This window comes from uncultured Kriegella sp., assembly GCF_963975415.1.
GTDB lineage: Bacteria > Bacteroidota > Bacteroidia > Flavobacteriales > Flavobacteriaceae > Kriegella.
Map to the genome: position 1 here is coordinate 127,309 of NZ_CAXBGN010000007.1, position 25,560 is coordinate 152,868.

20 protein-coding genes are annotated in these 25,560 nt (G+C 40.3%); 1 reads left to right on the forward strand and 19 read right to left on the reverse strand.

The window, feature by feature from the left end:
* Positions 1-210 precede the first annotated feature (210 nt).
* The 17 genes from AACZ88_RS16145 to AACZ88_RS16225 form a co-directional block, all read right to left on the reverse strand.
* Positions 211-426 (reverse strand): hypothetical protein, encoded by a 216-nt coding sequence (locus AACZ88_RS16145; protein ID WP_339712259.1) that lies wholly within the window; start codon positions 424-426, stop codon positions 211-213.
* Between the two features lie 29 nt (positions 427-455).
* Positions 456-998, reverse strand: a complete 543-nt coding sequence (locus AACZ88_RS16150) for a DUF420 domain-containing protein (protein WP_339712261.1) — start codon at positions 996-998, stop codon at positions 456-458.
* Positions 991-1,716 carry an SCO family protein gene (locus AACZ88_RS16155; RefSeq protein WP_339712264.1) on the reverse strand — a complete coding sequence of 242 codons (726 nt, stop codon included), beginning with the start codon at positions 1,714-1,716 and terminating at the stop codon, positions 991-993. The genes AACZ88_RS16150 and AACZ88_RS16155 overlap by 8 nt, the downstream gene beginning before the upstream one ends.
* Positions 1,716-2,348 carry a hypothetical protein gene (locus AACZ88_RS16160; RefSeq protein ID WP_339712267.1) on the reverse strand — a complete coding sequence of 211 codons (633 nt, stop codon included), beginning with the start codon at positions 2,346-2,348 and terminating at the stop codon, positions 1,716-1,718. Before AACZ88_RS16160 ends, AACZ88_RS16155 begins: the two co-directional genes overlap by 1 nt.
* Before the next feature lie 71 nt (positions 2,349-2,419).
* Positions 2,420-2,803: a cytochrome C oxidase subunit IV family protein gene (locus AACZ88_RS16165; protein ID WP_339712270.1), complete on the reverse strand. Its 384-nt coding sequence runs from the start codon at positions 2,801-2,803 to the stop codon at positions 2,420-2,422.
* Positions 2,804-2,863: 60 nt separating this feature from the next.
* Positions 2,864-3,841, reverse strand: a complete 978-nt coding sequence (locus AACZ88_RS16170; protein ID WP_339712271.1) for a cytochrome c oxidase subunit 3 — start codon at positions 3,839-3,841, stop codon at positions 2,864-2,866.
* Positions 3,842-3,938: 97 nt separating this feature from the next.
* Complete coding sequence (locus AACZ88_RS16175) at positions 3,939-4,523, reverse strand: cytochrome c oxidase subunit 3 (protein WP_339712491.1); 585 nt, start codon at positions 4,521-4,523, stop codon at positions 3,939-3,941.
* Positions 4,524-4,613: 90 nt separating this feature from the next.
* Positions 4,614-5,513: a heme o synthase gene (gene cyoE / locus AACZ88_RS16180; RefSeq protein ID WP_339712273.1), complete on the reverse strand. Its 900-nt coding sequence runs from the start codon at positions 5,511-5,513 to the stop codon at positions 4,614-4,616.
* Positions 5,514-5,651: 138 nt separating this feature from the next.
* A complete protein-coding gene (locus tag AACZ88_RS16185; protein WP_339712275.1) occupies positions 5,652-6,356 on the reverse strand; it encodes an energy transducer TonB in 705 nt (234 codons plus the stop codon).
* A 53-nt stretch (positions 6,357-6,409) separates the two neighbouring features.
* Positions 6,410-6,769: a VanZ family protein gene (locus AACZ88_RS16190; protein ID WP_339712277.1), complete on the reverse strand. Its 360-nt coding sequence runs from the start codon at positions 6,767-6,769 to the stop codon at positions 6,410-6,412.
* Positions 6,770-6,803: 34 nt separating this feature from the next.
* Entirely contained in the window at positions 6,804-7,184 is a 381-nt protein-coding gene (gene gcvH / locus AACZ88_RS16195) for a glycine cleavage system protein GcvH (RefSeq protein ID WP_339712280.1), read from the reverse strand.
* A 169-nt stretch (positions 7,185-7,353) separates the two neighbouring features.
* A complete protein-coding gene (gene sprA, locus AACZ88_RS16200; RefSeq protein ID WP_339712284.1) occupies positions 7,354-14,544 on the reverse strand; it encodes a cell surface protein SprA in 7,191 nt (2,396 codons plus the stop codon).
* A 5-nt stretch (positions 14,545-14,549) separates the two neighbouring features.
* Complete coding sequence (gene ruvA, locus AACZ88_RS16205) at positions 14,550-15,131, reverse strand: Holliday junction branch migration protein RuvA (RefSeq protein WP_339712287.1); 582 nt, start codon at positions 15,129-15,131, stop codon at positions 14,550-14,552.
* Between the two features lie 103 nt (positions 15,132-15,234).
* Positions 15,235-17,532 (reverse strand): NADP-dependent malic enzyme, encoded by a 2,298-nt coding sequence (locus AACZ88_RS16210; protein ID WP_339712289.1) that lies wholly within the window; start codon positions 17,530-17,532, stop codon positions 15,235-15,237.
* Positions 17,533-17,693: 161 nt separating this feature from the next.
* A complete protein-coding gene (locus AACZ88_RS16215; protein WP_339712291.1) occupies positions 17,694-19,133 on the reverse strand; it encodes an MFS transporter in 1,440 nt (479 codons plus the stop codon).
* 147 nt (positions 19,134-19,280) lie between these two features.
* Positions 19,281-20,201 carry a tRNA epoxyqueuosine(34) reductase QueG gene (gene queG / locus AACZ88_RS16220; protein WP_339712294.1) on the reverse strand — a complete coding sequence of 307 codons (921 nt, stop codon included), beginning with the start codon at positions 20,199-20,201 and terminating at the stop codon, positions 19,281-19,283.
* Positions 20,202-20,415: 214 nt separating this feature from the next.
* Positions 20,416-21,732 carry a kelch repeat-containing protein gene (locus tag AACZ88_RS16225; RefSeq protein ID WP_339712297.1) on the reverse strand — a complete coding sequence of 439 codons (1,317 nt, stop codon included), beginning with the start codon at positions 21,730-21,732 and terminating at the stop codon, positions 20,416-20,418.
* 601 nt (positions 21,733-22,333) lie between these two features.
* Here AACZ88_RS16225 and AACZ88_RS16230 point away from each other — a divergent pair.
* Entirely contained in the window at positions 22,334-23,023 is a 690-nt protein-coding gene (locus AACZ88_RS16230) for a hypothetical protein (protein ID WP_339712300.1), read from the forward strand.
* A gap of 39 nt (positions 23,024-23,062) precedes the next feature.
* Here the strand turns inward: AACZ88_RS16230 and AACZ88_RS16235 are convergent, their stop codons facing one another.
* Together AACZ88_RS16235 and ruvB are read right to left on the reverse strand one after the other, a co-directional pair.
* Positions 23,063-24,400 (reverse strand): cytochrome P450, encoded by a 1,338-nt coding sequence (locus AACZ88_RS16235; RefSeq protein ID WP_339712302.1) that lies wholly within the window; start codon positions 24,398-24,400, stop codon positions 23,063-23,065.
* Between the two features lie 18 nt (positions 24,401-24,418).
* Complete coding sequence (gene ruvB / locus AACZ88_RS16240; protein ID WP_339712305.1) at positions 24,419-25,441, reverse strand: Holliday junction branch migration DNA helicase RuvB; 1,023 nt, start codon at positions 25,439-25,441, stop codon at positions 24,419-24,421.
* Positions 25,442-25,560: the final 119 nt, after the last annotated feature.

Consider the following 25,560-nt stretch of genomic DNA (forward strand, 5'->3'; position numbering starts at 1 on the left):
TGCAAAAATTATGTTAAATAAACCGAAAGTTCATTACAGGCAACCACCGCCCTTCAATAATGACCGAATCTACACTTTGAACTAAACGCATCCTCTATAATGGGTCACCGAAAACAAGGGTCAGCATACAAAGAAAGCTTCCCCAATGAAATTTATAAAAATGTGTTTAGATAGGTTGATCAGAAATTATAGAGAATCGATCCGATAGTTCTAGGTGCGCATTTTTTTGTAGACAAAATAAAAGAGTACGGCCACCAATATGTAGGGTACCGCCATCAAATAAACGATGCCATTATTAATTCCTTCAGCAGCGCCGACATTGTCACTACTTTCCAACACGGCCCGACACATGGCACACTGGGCTTCCGATATTCGGGGAAGCAATAGTAGCACTAAAAATAATAAAACACCATTGATTCTTTTCATAATGCTTTTCAATTGTAACAAGACCAGCGTCAATTTACATAATATGGAGAAATCATCATATAAACAACTACACCCGTTATGGCTACATATAACCAAATTGGAAAGGTAATTCGTGCCAGTTTTCGATGTGCTTCAAACTTTTTCAAGTAGGCCCTGGCATATGTTTTTAACACTAGTGGAATGATTGCTATCGATAATATAATATGTGATATCAGAATAAAATAATATATATATTTCACTGTGCCCTCACCTCCATAGGTTGTCGATTCAGAAGTCATATGATAAGCCACATACATCACCAAAAAGAGTACCGACAACCCGATACAGCAGGTCATCACATTCTGATGCAATTGTTTTTTTCCATTTTTAATGGCCCAAACGGCCACAAGCAGCAGAATGGCAGTCACTCCGTTAATGGAAGCATATATAGGAGGAAGAAATGACAATGGCTCCACATTCGGGAGCTTCACCCTAAAAAGAACCGCTACAACGAGCGGAATAACGACAGATACCAACGTAATCAATCTATTGAACTTTCGCTCCTTTGCCAAATCAAATCCCATATCACTCATCCAGCAACTTTTTAATATCCTCTTTTAAAATAGAAATTTGTTGTTTTTCACCATGTTCGTTCTCACCATCAGCTTCAGAAATAGCACCTCGATAATACACGATTGGATTTCCGAATCGATCCGTTCTTGACCGAAGAAACCCTTCCTTATCGATAAGTGCAAAAAGACCGGAATGTTCAAACCCACCTGGAGCGTCGGGCACTTCTGCCGCAAAGATATTGAACCCGGCATTCGCCAATTCATAAATTTTTTCTTTATCACCCGTCATCAAATTCCAGTCCATATCGGTGACACCATACTCTTCGGCGTATTCCTTTAACACCTCTGGGGTATCATATTCAGGAGTGATAGAAAATGAGGCTATACCAAAATCATCAAATTTCTCAAACTCATCTTGCAGTGTTACCAAATTTTTATTCATCTGGGGACAAATCGATGGACACGTGGTAAAAAAGAACTCAACCACATATACTTTGCCCAAATAATCGTTATCAGTAATTAACAAACTGTCTTGATTAATAAATTCAAAAGAGGGAACCCTTCGCTTTTGACCATTTTGCGTTATGTACTGTAAAGGAATTTTAGGTGGTTCGACACTCATACGGTCGGTTTCAACAATTGTTCCGCCTTTGATACGGTCAACAATTCTGGGAATAAAAATTATTCCGAAAATCAGAATTATCAAAGACACCCATATATATGTGTACTTTTTATTCATTATTTTTTTCTATCGGCATTGTTATTTTTAAGCGCCAGGCGATATTCAGCCAAAATAATCTTCACGTCATCAACCATTTTATTATTTAAATCGGCCACTGAAGAGGCGTCAAAACCATATTTTGTTCCTTCATCCTCATCATTCTTTCGACCACGAAGACTTCTATCTTTATCAATAATAAAAACATACGGAACCCCTAAGTGTTCATCTAGTTCATTATCGGTTTTCAATTCTTTGAAAAAATCACGAATCTTGTTCTCTTCGGCGAACACAAAGTTCCATTTCTGCATATCGACCAACTTACCCAGTTCCTTTTTTATCGCTGCCACTTCCTTTTCTTTTCCCAAAGGAACCATCATCACAAATTGAAAGTCATTGAATTTATAGAAACGCTTATAGATTTTTTGGTTAAGGTTAAAGGCAATTCCTTTCTTATTCGAGGTGTCATCTCCCAAAAAACCCAAGACGGTAATCTTGTCTTGTAGTGACACCGAACTATCGATAGCGCTGATTTCCGGCACATTTTCAGTAAGTATTGGCAACCTGCCAAAATTGTTAACTCCCGAAGCAAAGAAGAGATAAATAACAACAGGGAAAACGAACAAGACTACGAGTACAAATGTCTTTTTCATGGTAGTTTAAGAATGGTACAAAAATAAAAAAGACGGTTGTTATACCGTCTTTTCATTCTGTTAATTTTACCTTAGAAATTCCAAGTTACGAAGCCATCTTTAAAGACGTTGTAAATATAGTCAGCTTCAAAGAGGAGAATAAATATCAGATAGGCCACAAGAAAAATAGGTGTCCATACTATCGCTCTTCGCAGCGCACTTTTTTCATCACGTAAGTGCATAAAATCCCAAGCAATATAGTAGGCCTTTACTAAAGTTAGTATAATAAATATCCAGTTCAGCACTTTCATACCCAAAAAGTACGAATGTGTCATAGACTTGGGCTTAATAATACCTAAAGCCACTTCAATTGTGGTAATTACGGTCAAGAAAATGAGTACACCCCAAATTTTCTGTGTATTGGACTTGAACTTTAAAAGTCCCCTGAATATTTCTAATTTATGTTCGTGTGCCATGTTATAAACAGTCTTGTTACTTAAATATCAATCTTTAATCAAAAATGACCATCAATTTTTTTAAACCAAATAGAAAAAGGTGAATACAAATACCCATACCAAATCTACAAAGTGCCAATATAATCCTACTTTTTCAACCATTTCATAATGACCACGACGTTCGTAAGTTCCTAATATCACATTAAAGAATATTATGATATTTATCACTACACCTGAAAATACGTGGAAACCATGAAAGCCTGTTATAAAGAAAAAGAAGTCGGCAAAAAGTCTACTCCCATATTCGTTGTGAATCAAGTTCGCACCTTCAACGACCTGTGTCGCATTCTTCAATTTAGCTAAAGACTCATCTCTTGAAAGAACAATTTTTTGATGATCATCATTAACTGTTTCGATTCGTATCAAAACATTAGGGTCGGCCTTAAAGCCTTCAACAACCTCGTCTAAACTATAGCTCGGCATATAGCCCTCATCAAAAAACCAAATTCCGTTTTTTCTTTCGTGTTCGGTTCGCTCCCCTGGTATGGTCTTTGCAAAATCTGCCAAAGCCGTACGCTCACCAGTATCAGCTTTAACGAATTGCAATATTCTTCCCCCACGCGTCTCTACTGCACCATAATCACCACTAATAAAGGTTGCCCACTCCCAAGCTTGGGACCCGACGAAAATAGCTCCTCCAATAATAGTTAAGAACATATACCATATTACGGCATTCTTTTTCAACTTATGACCGGCATCAACCGCCAAAACCATAGTTACAGAAGACATAATCAATATAAAGGTCATGAATGCCACATAGTACATGGGGTAATTGCCATGAAAGAAAGGTACGTGTGTAAATACCTCATCGGCAATGGGCCATGTTTCTATAAACTTAAATCGTGAAAACCCGTAAGCGGCCAAAAACCCAGAAAAGGTCAAGGCATCGGACACCAAGAAAAACCACATCATAAGTTTTCCGTAACTAGCGCCCAAGGGTCGATTAGCACCGCCGCCCCAAACGTTTTCTTCCGTAGCTGTTGTCACCGTAGAATCCATATATTTTTTAACGTTTATTTAGAATTTGCACAAATTTACATTTTTTTCGACCAAACAAAAGCCCAATCGTAATCAAAACCTATTTTATTTAAAATTATTATCCAACAAAAATCATGAAAAGGAGTAAATAGATCCATAGAAGATCCAAAAAGTGCCAAAAAGTAGCCCCCAATGACAATCCGAGCATTTCTTGAGGACTATATTTACCTTTCATTTGATTATAGAGTACAACCGTCAAGGAGATTATCCCTGCAAGTACATGAACTATGTGAACGGTGGCAATCAAGAATACATATGACAATTTAATATTACTTGTAGGGCCCGTAAAATAATAGCCCTGGGCCACCATTTGCGAAAACCCATTGAATTGAAACACGATAAATGCTACTCCCAACCCGAGTGTAACAACCAGCCATGTGGTACACTGTTTCAAAACCCCTGAACGCATTGCTTTCTTTGCCAGAATATAGGTGATGCTACTTAAAATTAGTATTCCCGTACTTATATAAAAAGAAGAAGGCATTTGCAGGTCACTTATCCAATCTTCACGAGAGCTACTACTCACAATATAGGCACTTGTCCATCCAGCGAACGCCATAAGCAAGCTCGCTATACCGAACCAGAGCATCATCTTCTTAGCTCTTTCATTTTTAACCTTATCAGTCGCTTGCGTTATATCCATCATCAACTATTATATTCCAACCTTATTATCAATCTATACACCTAAGGGAGCGGGCAAAACATCAAATGCGCATCCCCTACTCCTTTTATACTATATGAATTTATCTACAACATAGACTATCTGCATCAATGTAATATAACTTACACTTGCCAACATTAATTTACGCGCCGAAACATTATCACGCTTTTCGAAAAGTCGCAGAGCAAATACCAACATGACCATTCCCATCAGAAATACGATAACCGCAGCCGGCAAAGATAATTGCAATCTTCCAGTAACACCAAAGACAGGAACGACCGAAATAACCATCATCCAAATGGTATACATTATAATCTGTAACGCAGTCCCTTTGTCTTTCCTTCCTGTAGGCAACATTTTAAAGCCGCCTCTTTTATAATCTTCGTCTAGCATCCACCCCAATGCCCAAAAATGTGGGAATTGCCAAAAAAATTGAATCATGAACAAGGTACCGGGTTCTATTCCAAACTCATTGGTTGCGGCAACCCAGCCCAGCATAAAAGGTATTGCACCAGGGAACGCCCCTACAAATACCGCCAAAGGAGTCTTCGTTTTTAAAGGTGTATATACACAAGTATACAAGAAAATAGAAATTGCCCCGAACATCGCCGTTTTAGGATTCAATACATATAATGCGACAACCCCTAAAACGGTAAGAATTATGGCAAGAGTCATTGCTCTGCCGGTTGACATTCTACCAGAAGGAATAGGCCTGTTTCTGGTACGATTCATCAACGCATCCAAGTCTTTCTCTATGATTTGATTAAATGCATTTGAAGCCCCAACCATACAATACCCGCCAAAAGCGAGCAATAAAATCGAGATTATGTCAATCTGATAGGCTCCCAGAAGATAACCTGCCAAAGAAGAAAAAACTACACTGACCGCAAGTCGGGCCTTGGTAATCTCTTTAAAATCAGCAATTGTATTTGCCCAAACAGCATTTGTTGGCGTATTGACCACAGCCTTCATTCTCCTTTTTTTATCGGAATGCAAAGATAGTCTCAAACACTATTTTGTGCAACCTCTTGACGATGTTTATCTTTTAGCCATAAAAAAAACCCTGACAGCTCACACTATCAGGGTTTCTATATCTTGAAAAATATATATTTACTGTAATTTAAAGGTAATAGGAATACTAAAAGGAACCCTTACTGCCCTACCCCTTTGTTTACCCGGAGTCATTTTTGGAAGTTTATCAATAATTCGCGCTGCCTCTTTCTCAAGATTCTTGTCTGGACCACGCATCCTAACACCACCGATACTACCATCTTTCTGGATTACGAACATTACACTAACCCTACCTTGAATTCCCATTTCTTGGGCAATTTCAGGATACCTAAAGTTCTTACTAATGTGCTTTTGCATCATTTTGTTAAAGCACAACCTTTTGTCGCTTTCATTTTCACAACCTGGAAAAATAGGAACATCTTCAATTACCGCAAAAGGTACATCAACGTCTTCTATTTCTTCTTCGACCGCAACATCTTCAACCTCAATAATCTCTTCTTCTTGACTAGTCTCGGTAGATTCGATAACAGTTTCCTCAACTTCCTCTTCATCTTCGACAACTTCAATAATTTCAGGTGCTGCCGGTGGCGGTGGCGGTGGCGGTGTTTTAATCTGCTCCGTCATTGGTACTTCCTCATCCAAATCATCATCAACATTCATTGAAATGTCATAATCATTGGTCTTATCGTACGTTTTCCACTCTAGAGCGCCATATACTAAAAGCATTGTCAGTGTCAAACCGACAACAAAGTACAAGCCGCTATTGCGTCCTATATCTGCTTTCGGGTTCTTTTTCGGTTCCATATCTACAAATTTTAAGGTTTGCTAATTTAAATAAATAATCGATAATCAAGCAATTAATTTTCCCATTTTAATCGTGTTTTGCCGGAAAATAAAGATTTCATGCACAGCGATCCACAAACAGCACCAAGACTATTTGCCAAAACATCAAACATATCACCCTCTCTATCAAGCGTATACTCTTGCTGTAAAACCTCAATAATCATACCAAACACAATGACCATCACTAAGATTATAAGCAATACTTTTTTTAGTGGGATTTTACTTTTTGAAAGTTCCCGAAGGGCCATTGTTCCCAAAATCGCACCGACAAAATAAAATCCGAAATGCACAACCTTGTCTATATGGGGCAAATTAAAACTGGGAATATCCTCTCCTGAAAAGGATGTCAGACATGAATAAGCAACCAAGGACATCCAACTTGTGAAAGCTATGGTATACAACCAATTCTTAAGCACCAATCACCGCCTTATAATCTGCTGCGCTCAGTAGGTCTGCAATTTCGGAAGGTTCGCTAATTCTGACCTTGACCATCCAACCTTTACCATAGGGATCCGTGTTCACCATTTCAGGCTCATCTTCCAAAGCTTCGTTGAATTCGATAATCTCCCCACTTAAAGGAAGGAAAAGATCCGAAACAGTTTTCACTGCTTCCACCGTACCAAAAACCGCTCCCCTTTCTATTGTTTCATCGACAGTTTCTACTTCAACATAAACGACATCTCCCAATTCACCTTGGGCAAAATCGGTAATACCAATTGTTGCAACGTCATCTTCTATCTTTACCCATTCATGATCTTCGGTATAGCTTAATTCCGATGGTATATTCATTTCTTTCTTTTTAGGAAAGCAAATGTAACTGATTCTGAAGAGGAATTCAAAAAATAAGCACAAGTTCAAGTGCTAAATTAAGCCCCTTTACAAATCGGTTGAATTTTAAATTGACCGTTTTGTTCCTGCTTAAACCCTTCTTTCAAGAACAAGGCCGCGGCCAATACCCTTAGTTACCAAAGTTGTAACGCAATGTGAACCCCGTGTTTATTGTAGTCTGGGGGAAAGCTGTGGAAACGGCAAACTGTGAGAACGAATGATCATAAAAAAACAGGGCGTTCAAGTTTTTGCTCAGCGCATAGTCGGCAGTGAATTTCATCGACAAGAGATTCTGCCCCGATGTAATTTGATTGTTATCGATATCAAGATTGCGTATAATGGTAATATTATCGCGTAAAGTTACATCGGCCTTTAAATTCAAATCGCCCTTCAACCGCGTTTTATTCCCGCCGATATTTGTTACAAACTGTACATCTTTGACACGATAACCCAGACCTACCGTATATTCCTTACCACTGATTTCGGTCATCAAATTATTATCAAAACTAAGCGACAAGGCTCTATCGGTACGTACTTCGGCCAAAACGCTAATTGAATTTTTCATTTCAAAATCGACACGCATCAACGGATTGAACTGGTCGGTAAGCACCACATTGTTCAAAATAAGTTCAGGTAAAAAGTCATCCGTTTCAGGGTCTATAAGTCCATTCTCACGTTCCAAATTGGTCTGAAAAGAGTTAATACTATAAGAAGCCCTATACCCGTGACCCAGAGAAAAACGTTTGAATTTTTTCTTGAACCATTTATTACGCATCAATCCTGTATATTTTATATTCCAATTAGGAATAGGAATCTGTCTAAAAACATCTAGATTCACCCGGTTCACATCTTGGCCTGTATAAGCTGCAAAAAAGGCGGGAAGTAAAACGTCTTGGCTTGTTTTACTATACCGTTCGGGAAAACCATCTTCATCTAACGTACCCGGCACTCCACCTCTATCGGATACCAAACGATTTGCTATGGTCAATCTATTTTCTTTAAACTGCTCAAAATGTTCCGAAGTAAATTCATCACTCTTACCAAATGCAGTACCGATCATCACAGTTGAAATACTGAAGTTACCAAAATTACTCCCTAACAAGCTGTTATAGCGTGACCCTCCATTTTCAAGATCATCAATGACCTCAAAACTCTCTTGATAACTGCTCGAATATTGTCGATCTGCCGACAAATCTATAGTCAAATCTTGAAAAGGCTGTGCCGTAGCGGTAATATTCAATTGTTTATTCGTACGTTCTATAAACTGCTCGTTAAACTCGGTGAATCTGGTTAGCCATCCTCTACGAGCAGCTTCATAACGAACATCTGACTGGCTCCCGAAAACAAAACCCACCGAAGGCCGCAAAGAACCTACAAACCCCACAGACTGAGTATACCCCGGAAGTACTTTTCCGTTACTCTCATTATAGTTGAAGTTCAATCGTTTTACCATCGTCAAGATGTCTACAGCAGTATTGAACAAGCCACCAGTCTTCTTCTTTGCTTGTTCTGTATTTGAGGCGGGGTTACCTGCCTTGTCTCGTTGCACAGAAGCTGAATTGGCCCTGGTCTTACCCGATCGCTTTTTCAATCCGATCAAATCGTAAAATTTTTGGAGCGTCAATGCAGCCGTCAAATTATGGGTATTGGCATTCTGTACCGTATTGATATCAGAGCCAGCAACCTCTCGTAAAGCATCTCCACCGCGCTGCCAATCAAAGTTACTGGTGTAACTGTATTGTGAACTGATAAAGTCTAAAGCGGGGATTTTGTTAAAAGGCAATTCATAATTCAACTCCATCTGTTGGGAATGTCGGTTTGGTTCCCCCAAATCCCAGAAGCCATCCCAGAGCCCCAACATCTGATCTATTTCGGAATCAGGATTCCCTTCTTCCTCAAAATAGTTACGTACGATGTTATTATTGCTTCCCTTAAAATTCAACCGCAATGATTTGGTAAGACTATAGTTAACCGCGTACTGCCAATTAAATAGATAATTGCGTTGTTTTAGTGTCGGTAAAGCCAATTTATCTACACCCTCTTCCACAACATCCCTAAACCTTTGTTGATTAAACTGTCTGTTTATATTAGAATTAACCGAAACACTTGCAGGCAATAAACTAAGATTCAATTCTTTTAACCATTGCCAATACCTACCTGTGAGCAGCGAGTCTTTTTTAGCGAACGGAGCTACCTCCACTGGCTTAAAATTATGATTGTAAACAAGGCCAGTGACAACATTTTGATCTCGTAATTCTGCAATCTCAAAATCACGATGATCCGTCTCGTTGTAAGAATAATTGAATGTAAAATTCTCGATATCATAAAAATTGGCATCGGCCTCTTCACCTCTATTTTTACGCACCCCGATCAAGTTGATGCTTGTACGCTTTGTATAATCTTCGGCTTGCTCTCTTATCTCTTTTGCATTCTCGGCATTGTCGGCCGCATCGATTCTATCTTGCAGTTTAAGGTCGTCATAGACGGGATCGAATTCAGGTGTAATCAGTTGTTCCGATATGCCATAATTGAAAGGCAATTGAATACCCCATTTTTTAGGAAGCAACTGACCTGCATTTACATTGGTAACCACATCATATGATATAGCATCTTCACGCGCCCTTTCGTTGGGCATCTGATCGATAGCACCAAAACCAGATGTACTCGTGCCTCCAGTCGCAGAAATATCGGCAAAATCGGCAATATTCGCATCGAGTGCGGCTACTGCTGCCCATCCCCCATTATTATCTAGACCTGCCAACCGAAGTTCATTGAACCAAACTTCACCACGAGCGGGTAGGTCGTCGATATTCTTTACACCGACCATAACACTGCGAATACTTCCCAACGAGGGATTTCCTTTTATTCCGATTCGAATTCTCCCTAGGGTTCTGGGCGAAAATTCATCTACCTCGACCACGGTGCCTCCATCAATCTCAAAAAATCGCAGCTCGTCAAGTGGCACATCGCTTAGAGACCGTAAAGCAAGACGCAAAGACTTGACTTTATTCAAGTCGGACAAAATAACTTCCAATTCGTTCTCCTCAGGCCAAATCTCAGTATCTGACACGGCACTGAATGGGGTAAATTTTAACGGAAGTTCCATTTGATAGAAATTCTCAGAAAAATCGGTACCCATGCGTAAAAATCCTACCAAGGGCGTATCATCAATAGGGTAATCAGCGTCAAATATTTTTTCGGCATGCATAAACATTTTAAGCTTTTCATACTGACGAACATCAATATTCAAATTCTTGAATACCCCTCTCGAATCTTCCGCTTCCAAGTTTTCTACCACTAAAGAAAGTGATTGTTCATTCTGTTGAATAATCGTATTGTTGTTGTTCAGCTGCTCACGAAGTACCCCTGGAGGAAGTACATACGGAATTGGATTCCGATTCTCGTTCTCCTGAATATTTACAGCATTCACATCTAAACTCGTTCCATCATCAAGTGGGTCTAAATCTTCATCTTGTAACGTTTTAGTATAGGTACGCCAATCGCCCCTTACCAAATCCAATGTCGCAAAACGCAGTATCACATCATCGGTAAAACCGGTCATATACATACGCATTGTACTGATAGACCTAAAGTCTGTAATACCACCAATGGCATCTGTAAAATCGCTTAGTGGAATTTTATATTGGATCCACCTTGTTCGCACCGTACTACCATCAGGAATACGATTACCCGACAACACCAATGAATCACGAATATCAGTAACATACTTATCGTTAATACTGGTATTGGGCTTGATCGGAACACGATATTCATAGTAACTATTTACCGTATTCATGGTAAGATCACGGTCAATATCTTCAACATCGGGCAAGGTGGTAGACCCACGGTTATCATTTGTCACCTGTACAGGAGAGTTGCCTTGAGGATTGTTATAATTCAAATAACGATTCAAGATGTCTCCCTCCCTTTGTAAAAAGTATTCGTAATTATCGGAAGCAGGGTCTTCACCGGGACCATATATATCTACCTCGGCCAGATCATCCAGTCCGTCAAAACCGACATCTTGCGCAGCTCTACTGGCTTCATCGACATCAAAGGCGTACACCAATGCCTGTGTAGCAGGTACTACCCCCCAAATAGGGTTTTCTGGTTTCACACTACCCACCCCATTTACAGGAAGTCCGTTTTCGTACTGTTTTAGACCATCGGACAGAATATCCTCACTGATGTTTCCAAGATTAAAAACCAATTCACCCGAACTGGTAGCTGAACCATCCTCGTATGGATCCATGACCCAGAACTGCACAAATTCAACATTGCTCTGTTCAAAGTTGGTACTGCTCAACGAACGCATTATACCTCCCCAACGTTCGTTGGCCACGGCGTCATCAAAATCTTCATTTGCGTTGTACGGACCTTTAAGGTTTGGATAATATGCCAAATCTAAAGTGGTCTGTTGCGTTGTCTGGCCTTGGGCAATCTCTACTTGCGGAAATACCTCATTAACGAAAATTCTTCTGGTTTCATTAATAGAAATATCGCTATCACCAATATCGGATGGCCTCTGGTTGGTATAAAATATGGGATCTATGGTATACCAGGCCAATTTTGCGCGCTGAAAACCTGTTTCCAAACCCTTTTGAGTCGGACTATCAAGAAATTCGATAGGCGTACTAGCCAACGACCAGCCCAAAGAAGAACGAATGTCTATAAGCGCCTGCGCCCCCTCAAAATCATCAAGATATGTTGTGGTCTCTCCTTGAAAATCAGCATTTTTGGGAGAATTCGGCTTCAACCAGGCCACCTCGCCCCGGACGGAAAGATTAGAAGGCACATCAGTGTCGATGTTCGGTAGTTTGTTAACCAAACGTGTCAGAAAAGGAATTTCTGTAGAGAAATTTCCGTTAATTCCGAATATTGTATTATTCACGGGTTCTACCCCAAAATTCGATTTTTGTGTCAACGGACGTTCGTTCAAATTCAGGAACGTTGCCCCCAATACGAAGTTATCATTGAATTGATGTTCTACATTGACACCGGTAAACCTTCTGGTTTGTTGCCCGAAAACTGCGTTGTTCTCTACCGATATGTTGATTGGCGTATTGGAAGCCTCTAAACTTGGATCCAATAATTGTACGGTACCCGCCTGATAATTTACGGTGTAATCAATACCTTCCTGCAACTGGCGCCCTCCGGCCGTAACCCTTACGGAGCCCCTTGGCACGTTGAAAGCCCCTATGGGAATCCCATTACTTCCTTCAGATTTATAACTTCCTTTTAATAAAAACTTGTTCTTTTCGGGGTCTTGCAGCGCTGCCGATTTGGTCAACTCGTACATATCCCTAAACACATATTTTTGCTGGTTGGCATTATACCCTTGTCCATTGGCAACATCGTAATCACCACCACCCAATGTTTCGAATAAAAATTCCCCAAAAGGTTCCACTTTCGTAAAAATAATACTACCTCCTTGGGTATCGACCGTTATTCCTTGCACAAAATCGAAGAAACCATCACCCTCTGCCTGCACATCGTTATAAGCATTCAACCGATCGAAATTGAACACTTTCAGTAAAATATCTTCTTCTAACCCGTCAGGCCATGTAGCTTCTTCAACAGGGGTAATATAGTTTCGTGGAGTCGGATTGGAATATAAAATATTCATCTTAAAATCGTCTTGACTTAAACGAAAAGCCCCGGTCGCATAAATATTCTTCATCATCAAATCCCAAATTGGATCAGAGACATTTGTGATATTACTCTTAAGTAACTTTAAAACCAAGGTGTTATTTTCGATAACAGGATTGACACCCCCGGATATAGTAGTTGCATCTAACCCACCATTGGCAAACTCACCCACTTGGTAAACTTTTCCATTATAAGTATATTGAAAGGCTACGGCCAGAACCTCATCGTTACTCAAACGTTGATTCAAAGAAACATATCCTAATTGCGAGTTAAATTCGAAGTCTCGCCCCAATTCCAATTTTCGTGCATTCTCTAAAATAGCATAATCAAACCCTTGATTTACCTGGTAACCAGGCACATTAAAACCTTGTTCGACCGTAGCAATATCCCTAATACTCTCTGTCAACACCCCACCAGCTCCAATCAATGTTGGATCATAGTCATTGGCGTTGTTTCTTGGTAGACCGTTAGGCTGCATATCAGTCGTGTTGGTATTAAAGAATCCGGCTGGTGGATTATTACCTGCAATCTGACTATAAATTCTCGTTTTTGAATTTGCAGGACCGTTGAGCGGATCATATTCCCCCAAATCTTGAATACCTACAATATTTCTCACGTTCAGGGTTTGCTGACTCCGGTTGGTAGTCCACACTTCAAGGCGCGTTATTTGTATTCCACTGCGAATAAAAGGGTAATTCGAAAGCGCCTCGTCGTAATTGTCCCTGAAATATTGGGCAAGGAAAAAGTGTTTGTCCTCGTCATAGTCCAAAGCCGTTACAGAGAATTCATTTAAAGTCCCGCCCCCTTGTGCCACTACCGTGTTATTCTGTGATTGCTGTTCTGAAAAAACCGCAGTCACCATAGTCTTACCAAATTGCAATTGGGTCTTCACCCCAAAAAGACTCTGCGCCCCTTGAATCAAGGAACTATTGAGTGGCATACTCACATTACCCACTTCAATTTTGCGAATTATATCATCTTCGGTCGGCGTATAATCTAACTTCACAAGGTTTTGAAAATCAAAAGTAGCTTCGGTATCATAGTTGGCCGTTACTTGAAGCCGCTCGCCTATTTTCCCCAGCATACTTAAACTTATACGTTGGTCGAAATCAAAAGATAGGTTGGTACGGTTTCTCGGCGAAAGCGAAGGATTGTCGTTTTTCTGCCATATTACACCCAAATCCATGGCCACGGACCCTTGAGGAATTACTTCTATGGTATTTCCGCCAAATACAGATTGAAAAAAATTGTTGTTCACGTAGAAGTTTGGCAAGAGGTTTTTTCGAGCTTCCTCACTCCCCTCCTTTTTTCCGGAATAAGCATCGGATTTTTCCTTAAAGTAGTCTTTAATCCCCTCTTGACGAACCAGTTCAAGATATTGCTCAGGGGTTAAGATTATCGGATAGCCTATATTAAAATCACCTATGCTCTCATTGTAAATGTATCGGTCAAGTTTTGGATCGTAAATATATTTTGAAACAATGGTTTCGGGATTGGGCATCTTTAGTTTCCCTAGCTCAAAACCTGTCTTTACAGAATCCAATTCCTGTTCATCCGTTTCTTCTTCATCGGTATCTTGCGCAAAGGAAGTTTCCGTTGCCATGAAGAAAATAATGAATAGAAAGGTAAGCTTAAATGATGATTTAAGAATTTTCTTTGCCCCTGTTTTCAAACTTGTTATAAATTTTTGAGCGCGCGTTTTAGAGTTTCCTCGACGCTCAGTGTCGGGTCTTGTGCTAAAACCTTGTCAACGACCTTTTCGGCTTGCTTTCTGACAAATCCAAGAACCTCTAATGCAGATAACGCTTCATCTTTATTTGTATTGTTCGAAACAATGGAAAGTTCATCAATATTATAAATTTTCAAAATCTTGTCCTTAAGATCCAGAATCACGCGTTGGGCAGTCTTTGCGCCGATACCTTTTATCCCTTGGATGGTTGGCACATCGCCAGAGGCTATGGCATCTCTTATTTGAGATGGAGAAAGTGATGACAACATCGTTCGAGCCGTACTGGAACCAATACCGGAAACAGACAATAATAAACGGAATATCTCACGTTCCGATTTCTCTGCAAACCCAAACAAAGTATGCGAATCTTCCTTAACCTGCAAATGGGTATACAAGCTGATATTCTCATTATCGGAAACCTTTGAAAAGGTATTCAAAGATATATTGACAAAATATCCGACTCCTGCACATTCTATAATAACATGAGTAGGGTTCTTCTCAATAAGTCTACCGTGAAGATGATGAATCATAAGTTCGTTTAAGGTTTTAAAATTATGGCGATATCACACGTCAAGTTCCAATTGATTTCGCTTATCAGGTTCAAATTTGAATTCTTCAATGGCAATAGTCAAATTAATTACTTTCTATTTTTGCTTTCTTTCGTTTCTGTCGCTCTTGCGCATCGATAACGGCTATTGCCGTCATATTTACCATTTCATCAACGCTTGCACCCAACTGCAGAATATGAACAGACCTTCGTAAGCCTACCATAATCGGACCGATTGATGCGGCCTCATTAAGTTCTTTTAGCAGTTTGTAAGTAATGTTTGCCGATTCGAGATTAGGAAAAATCAAAGTGTTCACTTTTTTTCCTACCAATTTAGAAAACGGGAACTGGCTTTGGTGCAATTCTTTATTCAAGGCAAAATCGGTTTGAATTTCTCCGTCGACTACCAATTCAGGGTTCTCCTCATGCAAGATTTTAATCGCCTTTCTTACCTTCGTCGCATGTGGGTGGCTAGAAGATCCAAAGTTCGCGTAAGACAATAAAGCCATTACGGGGTCGAAACCAAAAGTAGCCGCAACATTGGCGGTCATTCGGGCAATTTCTGCTATTTCTTCAGCCGTAGGATCAATATTTATAGAAGTATCGGCCAAGAACAAAGGCCCTCTTCGTGTAATCATGATATGAACGGTAGCGGCCTTGGTTACGTCTGTCGCGCGCCCTATAACCTCAAATATTGGTTTTACCACCCTAGGATATGCTCTCGAATAGCCCGAAATCATACCATCGGCATCCCCTTCAAGTACCATCATCGCACCGAAATAATTACGTTCACGCATCTTAGATTTCGCATTGTACAAGGTAGAGCCACTTCTTCGTCTGTTTTCCCAATATTTGGTAGCATACCTGTCTCTCCGCTCATTCGATTCTAGGGCGTTGGGATCAATAATGTCAATATCCGCATCGAACTCCAATTCTCCCATTAGTTCCTCAATGATTTCACGTTTGCCCAAAAGAATCGGTATTGCGATACCCTCTTCATAGGCTATCTGAGCAGCCTTTAAGACATCTAAATGGTCTGCTTCGGCATAAACGATTTTTTTAGGGTCGGTTTTCGCCCTATTCATCAGTAGCCGCATCACCTTGTTATCGTCTCCCGAGCGCTGTAATAGCTCTTCGCGATATTTGCCCCAATCTTCAATAGGAATTCTGGCAACTCCACTATCAATTGCAGCTTTTGCTACCGCTGGCGGAATTTCAGATATCAATCGTTGGTCGAAAGGCTTGGGAATTATATATTCCCTACCAAAAGTCAGCCTAGTTTCACCATATGCAATATTTACTTGTTCTGGAACGGGTTCTTTGGCTAAAGCAGCCAAAGCTTTTACCGCCGCCATCTTCATTTCTTCATTAATTGCCGACGCCCTGACATCCAAAGCGCCCCTGAATATAAAAGGAAAACCTAAAACATTATTTACTTGGTTAGGATGATCTGAACGTCCTGTAGCCATAATAACATCCTTTCGAGTCGAAACGGCCAATTCGTATTTAATTTCAGGATCAGGGTTCGCCATGGCAAAAACGATAGGGTCTTTGGCCATCGAAAGCAACATTTCAGGCGATACAATATCTTTTATCGATAAGCCTATGAAAACATCGGCATCAATCATAGCCTCCACCAAGGTGTTAATTTTTCTATCGGTGGCAAACTCCATTTTCGAAGGGGCCAAATTTTCGGCATCTTTTCGAATTACCCCCTTACTATCCAACATTACGATATTCTCTGCCTTTGCTCCAAAAGCCTTATATAGCTTGGTACATGAAACTGCCGCGGCACCAGCACCACTCACCACAATTTTCACTTCGCCAATTTTCTTTTCAGCAATTTCCAGAGCATTCAACAAAGCAGCCGCAGAAATAATTGCCGTACCATGCTGATCGTCGTGCATGACCGGAATATCAAGCTCCTCCTTTAAGCGCCTTTCAATTTCAAAGGCTTCAGGTGCTTTTATATCTTCAAGATTGATACCTCCAAAGGTCGGGGCTATCATTTTGACCGTTTCTACAAATTTGTCCACGTCTTTGGTATCCACTTCGATATCAATTCCATCTATATCCGCAAAAATCTTAAAAAGCAAAGCCTTTCCCTCCATAACAGGTTTTCCTGCCTCGGGTCCAATATCACCTAATCCCAATACGGCTGTACCGTTTGATATAATGGCGACAATATTGCCTTTTGAAGTATATTTATATACATTATCCTTATTCTTTGCTATCTCCAAACACGGTTCCGCAACCCCGGGCGAATAAGCCAAGGCCAAATCACGCTGTGTGGCGTATGGCTTTGTCGGTACAATCTTTATCTTTCCAGGTTGGGGTTTGGCATGGTAGACCAATGCTTCACGCCGTTGTTTCTGTTTGCTCATATAGTTCGACTTTGGAAAACAAATTTAATAGTATTCTTCGGATAAAAGTCGTTGAAAGTTATTGAAATGACGTTTAAGTTCAGAGCTCCCACTTTTTGCCCCACTTTTAGATGAGGGAGTAGCCCTATCATTTTTATTAAGATACCCCTCAATGGGGTTACTTATGCATCTTCGGGAATTTTTAGGCGTATAGCAAGAATAGCGGCAATAATGAAAAATACACCTCCAAAAAGAATTGCGTTTATCGCATCGTTGTCAAGAACGTTTTTGATAATAAATCCGAAGGAAACTGTCTGAATCAGCATGGGTATCACAATCATCATGTTCACGATGCCCATATAAACACCACGCTTCTCTTCGGGAATCACTTTCGAAACCATGGCATACGGAATCCCCATCATGGCCGCCCACCCGATACCGAACAAAATCATGGGCAAAAGCAATACATATTGATCCGAAATATAAGGCATGCTTAACATCGCCACTCCTGTCAGCATTAAACTGAGCACATACACCAGTTTCGAACTGTATTTTCTAGCCAGGGGCACCAATGCCAAAGCTACCACCATGGTCACCAAATTATAAGTACCGTTCATCAATCCGGTTTGAGCCAACGCCTGTTCAGATAGTGATTGTATATTTTTCGCAAAAGACAAATCACCTGTTCCAATTACACCACCCGAATTGCAAGCCGCCATTATCGATTCGAATCTTTCAATATCTATACTGTTAATGCCGAAAAGTCCGGTTCTGAGCATAGGGGTTATGAATTGCCAGTATACAAACAAGGCATACCATTGAAAAAAATAAACGGCGGAGAGGCGCCACAGCAGTTTGGGCATATTACCTATAGCACGTACGATCTCTAAAACAGGACCGAAAATTCTCTGTATAAATGACTTCTCCTTGTCTTCATTTCTGATTTGGGCAAGTTCTGCTTCGGAAGGTGGAATCTCAGGTGTTTTAATTACAGACCATAAAATGGTTCCCATAGAAGCCACCGCACCTAAAAAGAAACTGTAATAAACCCAGGTTGGAATAGCAGATACCATCTCGGTAGTCGTTGTACAAAGACTACCGCTCCCGGAAGAAACACTGAACCAATCTTGAAACAGAAACAATGAAAAGTTCGCAAGAGTAATACCGGCACCTACGAACAAACTTTGCATTTGAAAGCCGTATGTCAGTTGATTGTCCGGCAATTTATCCCCTACGAAAGCTCTATACGGTTCCATTGCCGTATTATTGGCCGCATCTAAAATCCAAAGAAGCCCAACGGCAAACCACAAATGTGAACTAAAGGGGAATGCAAAGAGACATAAGCTCGCTACTATAGCGCCAATCAAGAAAAAAGGTTTGCGACGACCCCATCGCGGTGACCAAGTCTTATCTGAAATCGCCCCGATTATGGGTTGGACCAATAAGCCCGTAACCGGACCAGCGAGATTGAGCAAAGGAAGTTCTTCGTGATGTGCGCCAAGGAATGAAAATATGGGGTTTATGGCAGTCTGTTGGAGCCCGAAGCTGAATTGGATTCCAAAAAAACCAACATTCATGTTCCATATTTGCCAAAAACTCAACCCGGGCTTCCGTATTTTCATGGCTATACTTGTTCAGTCAAAAAAAATTCTATTCAATATAGTATTTTTAATGCTTGAAAGATTGAGAATCAAATAAAAATGAATTACAAACTGTAAGCGCCTTTGACGACAAACCTAAAGCATCTACACAGTATGAACAGCCGATTATCACTTCAAAAATTTAATATTTCGCTGTAGGCCCGTGAACTTAGTTCTTTTTACAGCCGACTTTTGAAATACTTTTTTAAAAACATCTTCAGTAATTTCCTGCCAGTCTTTTTTGGTCATCGACAACAATTCAGGATGTGGATTGAACAAGGGCTCGTTATGCGGTTTCGAAAAACGGTTCCACGGACAAACATCTTGACAAACATCGCAACCGAACATCCATTCATCAAACTTTCCCTGAAACTCATTAGGAATCTCATTTTTCAACTCAATAGTAAAGTATGAAATACATTTACTGCCATCAACCACATAAGGTTCAACAATAGCCTGCGTCGGGCAGGCATCGATACAGGCCGTACAGGTACCGCAATGATCGGTGACGGGCGAATCGTATTCAAGTTCAAGATCAACAATAAGTTCTGCTATGAAGTAAAAAGAACCAACTTGTTGTGTAAGCAGATTACTGTGTTTCCCGATCCAGCCCAAACCACTTTTAGCCGCCCATGCCTTATCTAAAACTGGAGCCGAATCAACAAAGGCACGGCCGTTAACTGCCCCGATCTCTTCTGAAATAAACTCTTGTAAAAGTTTTAATTTAGATTTAATAACATGATGATAATCATTGCCGTAAGCATATTTCGATAACTTATAACTGTCTTGATGCTGTGTTTCTTCGGGATAATAATTCAGTAATAACGAAATAACCGATTTTGACCCTTCAACCAATTTGGTAGGATCCAAACGTTTATCAAAATGGTTGGCCATGTACCCCATTTCGCCGTGCATATTATTTTTCAGCCATTTCTCTAATCTCGGTGCTTCCTCTTCCAAAAATTCGGCCTTTGAAATACCGCAGGACAAAAAACCAAGACGTTTTGCCTCGCCTTTTATGGCTTCCGTATATTCTGGTTTTTCTAACATTCCAATCTGGCCTCTTTTATTTAAATGGCGAAGGTACTAATCTTATCCAGGCTTTTACAAATGACCTACCTTAATAGGGCACATTGGGAATTCTTTCACCTCAAGATTCAAAAATTAAATAAATAAAAACGGCCGAAGTGTGCTTTTTCAAACAACTTCGACCGCATATCTTATTGGTTCATCGGCTTGACAACCAGGCTAACCACTTCTTTTTTTAATCCAAGGCCCAAACATCGTTATACTTTTGATTTAGGCTTCCATCATTTCCTCCTATCACCCATATCTTATCATCATATACGGCTGTTGTATGGTCGCCTCTTACCGGAAAAGTTTCATCTCCCGAAGTTTGTTCCCAAGTAACACCATCTGTACTGTACCAGATGTCGTTCATGGCGCCTGAAGGGGCATATCCACCGATAACCCAGAGCTTGTCATCGAATACGGCCGTCGTTGGGTTTACACGTGCAGAAAATTGAGCTGCCCCAGTGGCTTCTGTCCAAGTCACACCGTCAGTACTATACCAAACATCATTCAATCTTTGGGTACCGTCCCAACCACCTATTATCCAAATTTTATCGTCGAAAACGACGGTGGAGTGACCTGATCTTGCCGTAAACCCAGCAGATGCCGTGGTTTGCTCCCATAGTACTCCATCGGTTGTAGACCAAACATCGTTCATATAGGTACCATCATAACCGCCCATGATGAATAGTCGATCACCTAAAACTGCAGCGGTCAATCCATCGCGTTTCGCAAAAGCAGCCTCTGGGGTAAGTTCATCCCAATCAACCCCATTGGCACTTGACCATACATCATTCATATAATATTGTTCGTCTCCAGATGGATTTTCAGATGTCGGAGGTACTTCACGAATCGAGGTACCACCCATTACCCATACCTTGTCTTGAAAGACCGCCGTGGTATGGCTCGCTCTACCAAGAAAACCTGGTTCTTCGGTAACCAAGGTCCAATCGGCACCATCACTCGTTGACCAGACCTCTTCTTGAAATCCTGCTGCATCTCTTCCGCCAATTACCCAAAGCTTGTCTCCAAATGCCACTGATGAGAGTGCTATCTTGGGCGAAAAAGCAGCAGCTTCTGTTGTTGCTGCGGCAGGAACCCGTAATCCTCTTGTGGTGAAACCAAAGACCCCACTTGCTGTGGTAGCCCCCTCTGTATCACTAGCAACCACTTTCCAATTGTAGGGTGTCAAAAAATGAAGCCGCTCAGTTCCCGTAACAGTGGTGCCTCCAATTGCCCCTGACAACAAAGTGCTAGGGTCGGAAGTGGTATCTAGAAAAATATCATAACTCACCGCATCACCATCGGGGTCTGTAGCCGTTTCCCAAGTTAGGGTAGGTAGCACATCAACCCCAGCTGCTCCATTTGGTGCCGTCAGTAAATCAAAAGCCGCAGGTGCTTGATTTACGGGGTCAGGATCTTCTTTTGGTGGAGTCGAGTCGTCACTCTTACTACATGACAACAGTACAATTCCCATTAATCCAAATAAACTAATACGCATTTTTCTCATAACATTAAATTAAAAATCTAAGTTCTTTTTTCTCTATCTGAAAAATATAACACCCAAGGAATAGAAATTTCTTCTTCTAAAAAGCCCAGTGCATTTTACATTCTTACCATATTGACACCTATCATAATAAAAGTATCACAATTTCTTGTACGATTTACTATCTTTTTTACCAAAAATTAAGTAACTACCTACAAATATTCCATATCAACCTACAGTATCAAAAAATTAACGAACAAGCGCAAATTTTTTGGTTATAACACCATTTTTCATAATTGTAACCCTTAATACCGTCAAATCAAATTACAATTACATAAAAATTTGCGCTCATAATCCCGGTCATCTCATGAAAAGCATCCTTTAATACAAAATTATACGGCAACGAATTCCATTTGAGATTCCAGTCTTTAAAACAACTAAAACATATCATCAAAAATTCGGAATTGCTCTTTTTATTCCTTCTTTGGATTTTACCCATGTTTCTAAACAAACATAAAAACAAGTCATCTACACTTCTTCCCCAGCTGTATACACATTTATTCTAAAGTAGAATTAATTACATTTTATTTTCACGAAATGAATAATAGAATCAAACCATAAAGTCATGAAAAACATTTTAGAGATTATTATATGTTTACTTGTTTGTAGTGCCTTGGCACTAACCGGATGCTCAAAAGATGGCGATGTGGGACCGATCGGCCCCCAAGGACCACAGGGTGAACAAGGAATTCAGGGCATTGAAGGCGAACAAGGTATTAAAGGCGATACAGGAAATGCCAATATTAAACATTATGACTTGGTCATTGCGAACACAGATTGGACCTCAAACTTCCACTTTGGAGGAAATAATGAATATCGATATTATAGCATTCCCTCAGATAGCATCGGAGGGGTTAACTTATTCGATTTTTATGATGAAGGAAATGCAATTTTGGCTTATGCCATGCCTATTTATGCCACAGAATCAGGAAGAGCAACTGCGTCGAACATGACAAAGTTATTGCCATATACGGCAATGGTTTCTACATCATCGGATAAATTTGGCCTACTGATTAACCTGCAAGTTAACAGTAATCGACTTTTGTTGGCAAAAACTATAAATGGGTATGAGCCTGACCGAATTCCAGATGAAGACGTTCCAACCACTATTGAGTTCAGAATTGTACTCATCGAATCTTCAAATGCACTTTCAGAAACATCAGGTAAAACAACGAACGTTCTCGACAACCTAAAGTCATCGGGAGTAAATGTAAGCAATTATGCTGCCGTGATGAATTATTTTGGATTAGAGTAATTCAAAGGAGGTTTAAAAGAAAAGAGAAATGCACTTAGTTTAAGTTAAATTTCTTTTCTTAAATGCAACCAAGGCATTCTTAGGTTTTAAGGTAATTAAGGGGTTAATTTCTATTTCATCCTTCACCGGGATGATTTCAAAACGTTTAACGAGTTGTATAACGGTCATTATCATTTCGAACATAGCAAAATTATTGCCAATACATTTTCTTGGCCCTGCCCCAAAAGGAAAATAAAAAGATGAATAATTTCTGGCCTTATCGAACTGAAAGCGTTCGGGCATAAATTTTTCTGGCGTTTCCCAAAGTTCAGGATGCCTATGAATCTCATAAATGGAAAAAAGTAGGCTAGAGTCTTTTTCAAAAATGAATCCATTAAAACTATCCTCCTCTAAATTCACACGATCCATAAAATAGGCTGGTGGGTATAACCGCATTGATTCTTCAATAACCTGAGTCACAATAGGCGACGACATGACGACTTGTATTAGATCTTGGTCGGCATTCCCCACCTTTCTAAACTCGTTCATTATCTGTTTTTGCCATTTTGGATGCTGCGCCAAAAGTTGTACCGTAAAACTGAGGGTATTGGCCGTAGTCTCATGACCAGCCACAAAAAGCACTAGAATTTCGTCGATCAATTGTTCTTCCGACATGGCAGTTCCATCATCATAACGAGCCTCTAAAAGCATATCTAAAAGGTCGTCGTAACGTTGACCAGACGCTTTTCGGCGGGAAATGATACCGAGCAGAATAGATTTCGAAGTTTCAGCCAGTTTAATATGTTCGTCTATTTTGCCAGAAGCCCTAAAGTACCAACCCAAATAAGGTTGGCGCAATTCTTTTACCAACATTTTTTGATTCATTTCAGTGCTATGCTGCAACTGTGCAATTTCTTGATCACTAACGGCATTGCTAAACAAAGACCGAACCACGGTCTTAAAGGCTAAATCATTGAAAATAGGAAAAACATCGGTCGACATTCCGGTATTAACCTGATTTAAGGCATCAATTATAGTCTCTTGAATACTCGCCAATAGTCTGGCAAGTTGTTTTTTATGAAAGGCAGGCTGTATTAATTTTCGCTGCTTGCGCCAATGTTCACCTTCTGAAGTCAATAATCCTTTTCCTAGATACTTGGCCAAATCTACAGTCTGTATCGATGATTTTGTATAGTTCTTCCAATTCTTTTGCAGTACGTATTCCGCCAACGCGGCATCACGTGAAAAAATAACGGAATTCTTAAACCCAATCTTTAATCGAAAGACATCACCATGCTTTTGAAAATTAGAATGATGAAAAGGCAATGGATTTTTAAGAATATCTAATGAATGCAGTAAAAATTGAGGCAAGGAAACTACTGGAATTTTATGCTGCATTTGGTTTTGGATCTAAGGTTAAAAAAGTCCTGGTTGGCCCCCTCCCTTAATCCTTCCTAGATGTTTATAAGCCAATTCGGTAACTTCTCGACCTCTTGGCGTTCTCATTATAAAACCCTGTTGAATCAAAAAAGGTTCATATACTTCCTCGATTGTCTCCGCACTTTCAGAGACCGCTGTAGCCAAAGTCGTAATCCCTACAGGACCACCTTTGAACTTATCGATTATAGTAGTTAAAATTTTATTATCCATTTCATCGAGACCGTGGGCATCGACGTTCAAAGCCTTAAGACTAAATTTTGAAATGGCCATATCTATGCTGCCGTTACCTTTTATCTGAGCAAAATCACGGACTCTTCTTAAAAGCGCATTGCATATTCTAGGCGTTCCCCTACTCCGCCCAGCAATTTCAATAGCGGCATCGGGGGTAATTGGTACTTTTAAAATATCGGCACTACGTTCGACAATGGTAGAAAGCAACTCGGTATCGTAATATTGCAATCGGCTTTGAATACCAAATCGAGCACGCATGGGCGCTGTCAATAAGCCTGAACGCGTAGTGGCACCAATTAAAGTAAATGGGTGCAAATTGATTTGAACCGATCTCGCATTGGGTCCGGTCTCAATCATGATATCGATTTTATAATCTTCCATGGCCGAGTAGAGATACTCTTCCACAATAGGGCTTAATCGATGGATTTCATCAATAAAAAGTACATCACGTTCGTCTAGATTAGTCAGCAAACCTGCCAAATCACCAGGCTTGTCCAATACCGGCCCTGAGGTGATTTTGATACCGACCCCCAATTCGTTGGCTAAAATATGGGCCAAAGTTGTTTTACCTAATCCCGGGGGACCGTGAAATAGCGTATGATCCAATGCCTCATTACGCTGATTGGCCGCCTCTACAAAGACCTTTAAGTTCTCCAATACCTGCTCCTGCCCTGTAAAATCATCGAAGGTAACAGGTCTTAAAGCCCTTTCGATGTCTATTTCCTCAGAAGAAAAATTACCGGTGGTTGGGTCTAGATGCTCGTTCATAGGCTAACAAAGATAGACAAATTAGACATAGACCTCTATTATAAATTTGGATAGAAAAACCTAATTTTTCAATACCCCTCCATGCCCGATTAAAGATTTAAACTAGTGCTATATACTTA

Bases quoted from the DNA above. Each gene is read 5' to 3' on its own strand.
- ruvB (WP_339712305.1), bottom strand. From the start codon at position 25,441: ATGAACGAGCATCTAGACCCAACCACCGGTAATTTTTCTTCTGAGGAA.
- AACZ88_RS16215 (WP_339712291.1), bottom strand. From the start codon at position 19,133: ATGAAAATACGGAAGCCCGGGTTGAGTTTTTGGCAAATATGGAACATG.
- AACZ88_RS16145 (WP_339712259.1), bottom strand. From the start codon at position 426: ATGAAAAGAATCAATGGTGTTTTATTATTTTTAGTGCTACTATTGCTT.
- AACZ88_RS16150 (WP_339712261.1), bottom strand. From the start codon at position 998: ATGAGTGATATGGGATTTGATTTGGCAAAGGAGCGAAAGTTCAATAGA.
- ruvA (WP_339712287.1), bottom strand. From the start codon at position 15,131: ATGATTCATCATCTTCACGGTAGACTTATTGAGAAGAACCCTACTCAT.
- AACZ88_RS16210 (WP_339712289.1), bottom strand. From the start codon at position 17,532: ATGAGCAAACAGAAACAACGGCGTGAAGCATTGGTCTACCATGCCAAA.
- gcvH (WP_339712280.1), bottom strand. From the start codon at position 7,184: ATGAATATACCATCGGAATTAAGCTATACCGAAGATCATGAATGGGTA.
- AACZ88_RS16190 (WP_339712277.1), bottom strand. From the start codon at position 6,769: ATGTCCTTGGTTGCTTATTCATGTCTGACATCCTTTTCAGGAGAGGAT.
- AACZ88_RS16235 (WP_339712302.1), bottom strand. From the start codon at position 24,400: ATGCAGCATAAAATTCCAGTAGTTTCCTTGCCTCAATTTTTACTGCAT.
- AACZ88_RS16175 (WP_339712491.1), bottom strand. From the start codon at position 4,523: ATGGATATAACGCAAGCGACTGATAAGGTTAAAAATGAAAGAGCTAAG.
- AACZ88_RS16165 (WP_339712270.1), bottom strand. From the start codon at position 2,803: ATGGCACACGAACATAAATTAGAAATATTCAGGGGACTTTTAAAGTTC.
- cyoE (WP_339712273.1), bottom strand. From the start codon at position 5,513: ATGAAGGCTGTGGTCAATACGCCAACAAATGCTGTTTGGGCAAATACA.
- AACZ88_RS16170 (WP_339712271.1), bottom strand. From the start codon at position 3,841: ATGGATTCTACGGTGACAACAGCTACGGAAGAAAACGTTTGGGGCGGC.
- AACZ88_RS16155 (WP_339712264.1), bottom strand. From the start codon at position 1,716: ATGAATAAAAAGTACACATATATATGGGTGTCTTTGATAATTCTGATT.
- AACZ88_RS16225 (WP_339712297.1), bottom strand. From the start codon at position 21,732: ATGAGAAAAATGCGTATTAGTTTATTTGGATTAATGGGAATTGTACTG.
- AACZ88_RS16230 (WP_339712300.1), top strand. From the start codon at position 22,334: ATGAAAAACATTTTAGAGATTATTATATGTTTACTTGTTTGTAGTGCC.
- AACZ88_RS16160 (WP_339712267.1), bottom strand. From the start codon at position 2,348: ATGAAAAAGACATTTGTACTCGTAGTCTTGTTCGTTTTCCCTGTTGTT.
- AACZ88_RS16185 (WP_339712275.1), bottom strand. From the start codon at position 6,356: ATGGAACCGAAAAAGAACCCGAAAGCAGATATAGGACGCAATAGCGGC.
- queG (WP_339712294.1), bottom strand. From the start codon at position 20,201: ATGTTAGAAAAACCAGAATATACGGAAGCCATAAAAGGCGAGGCAAAA.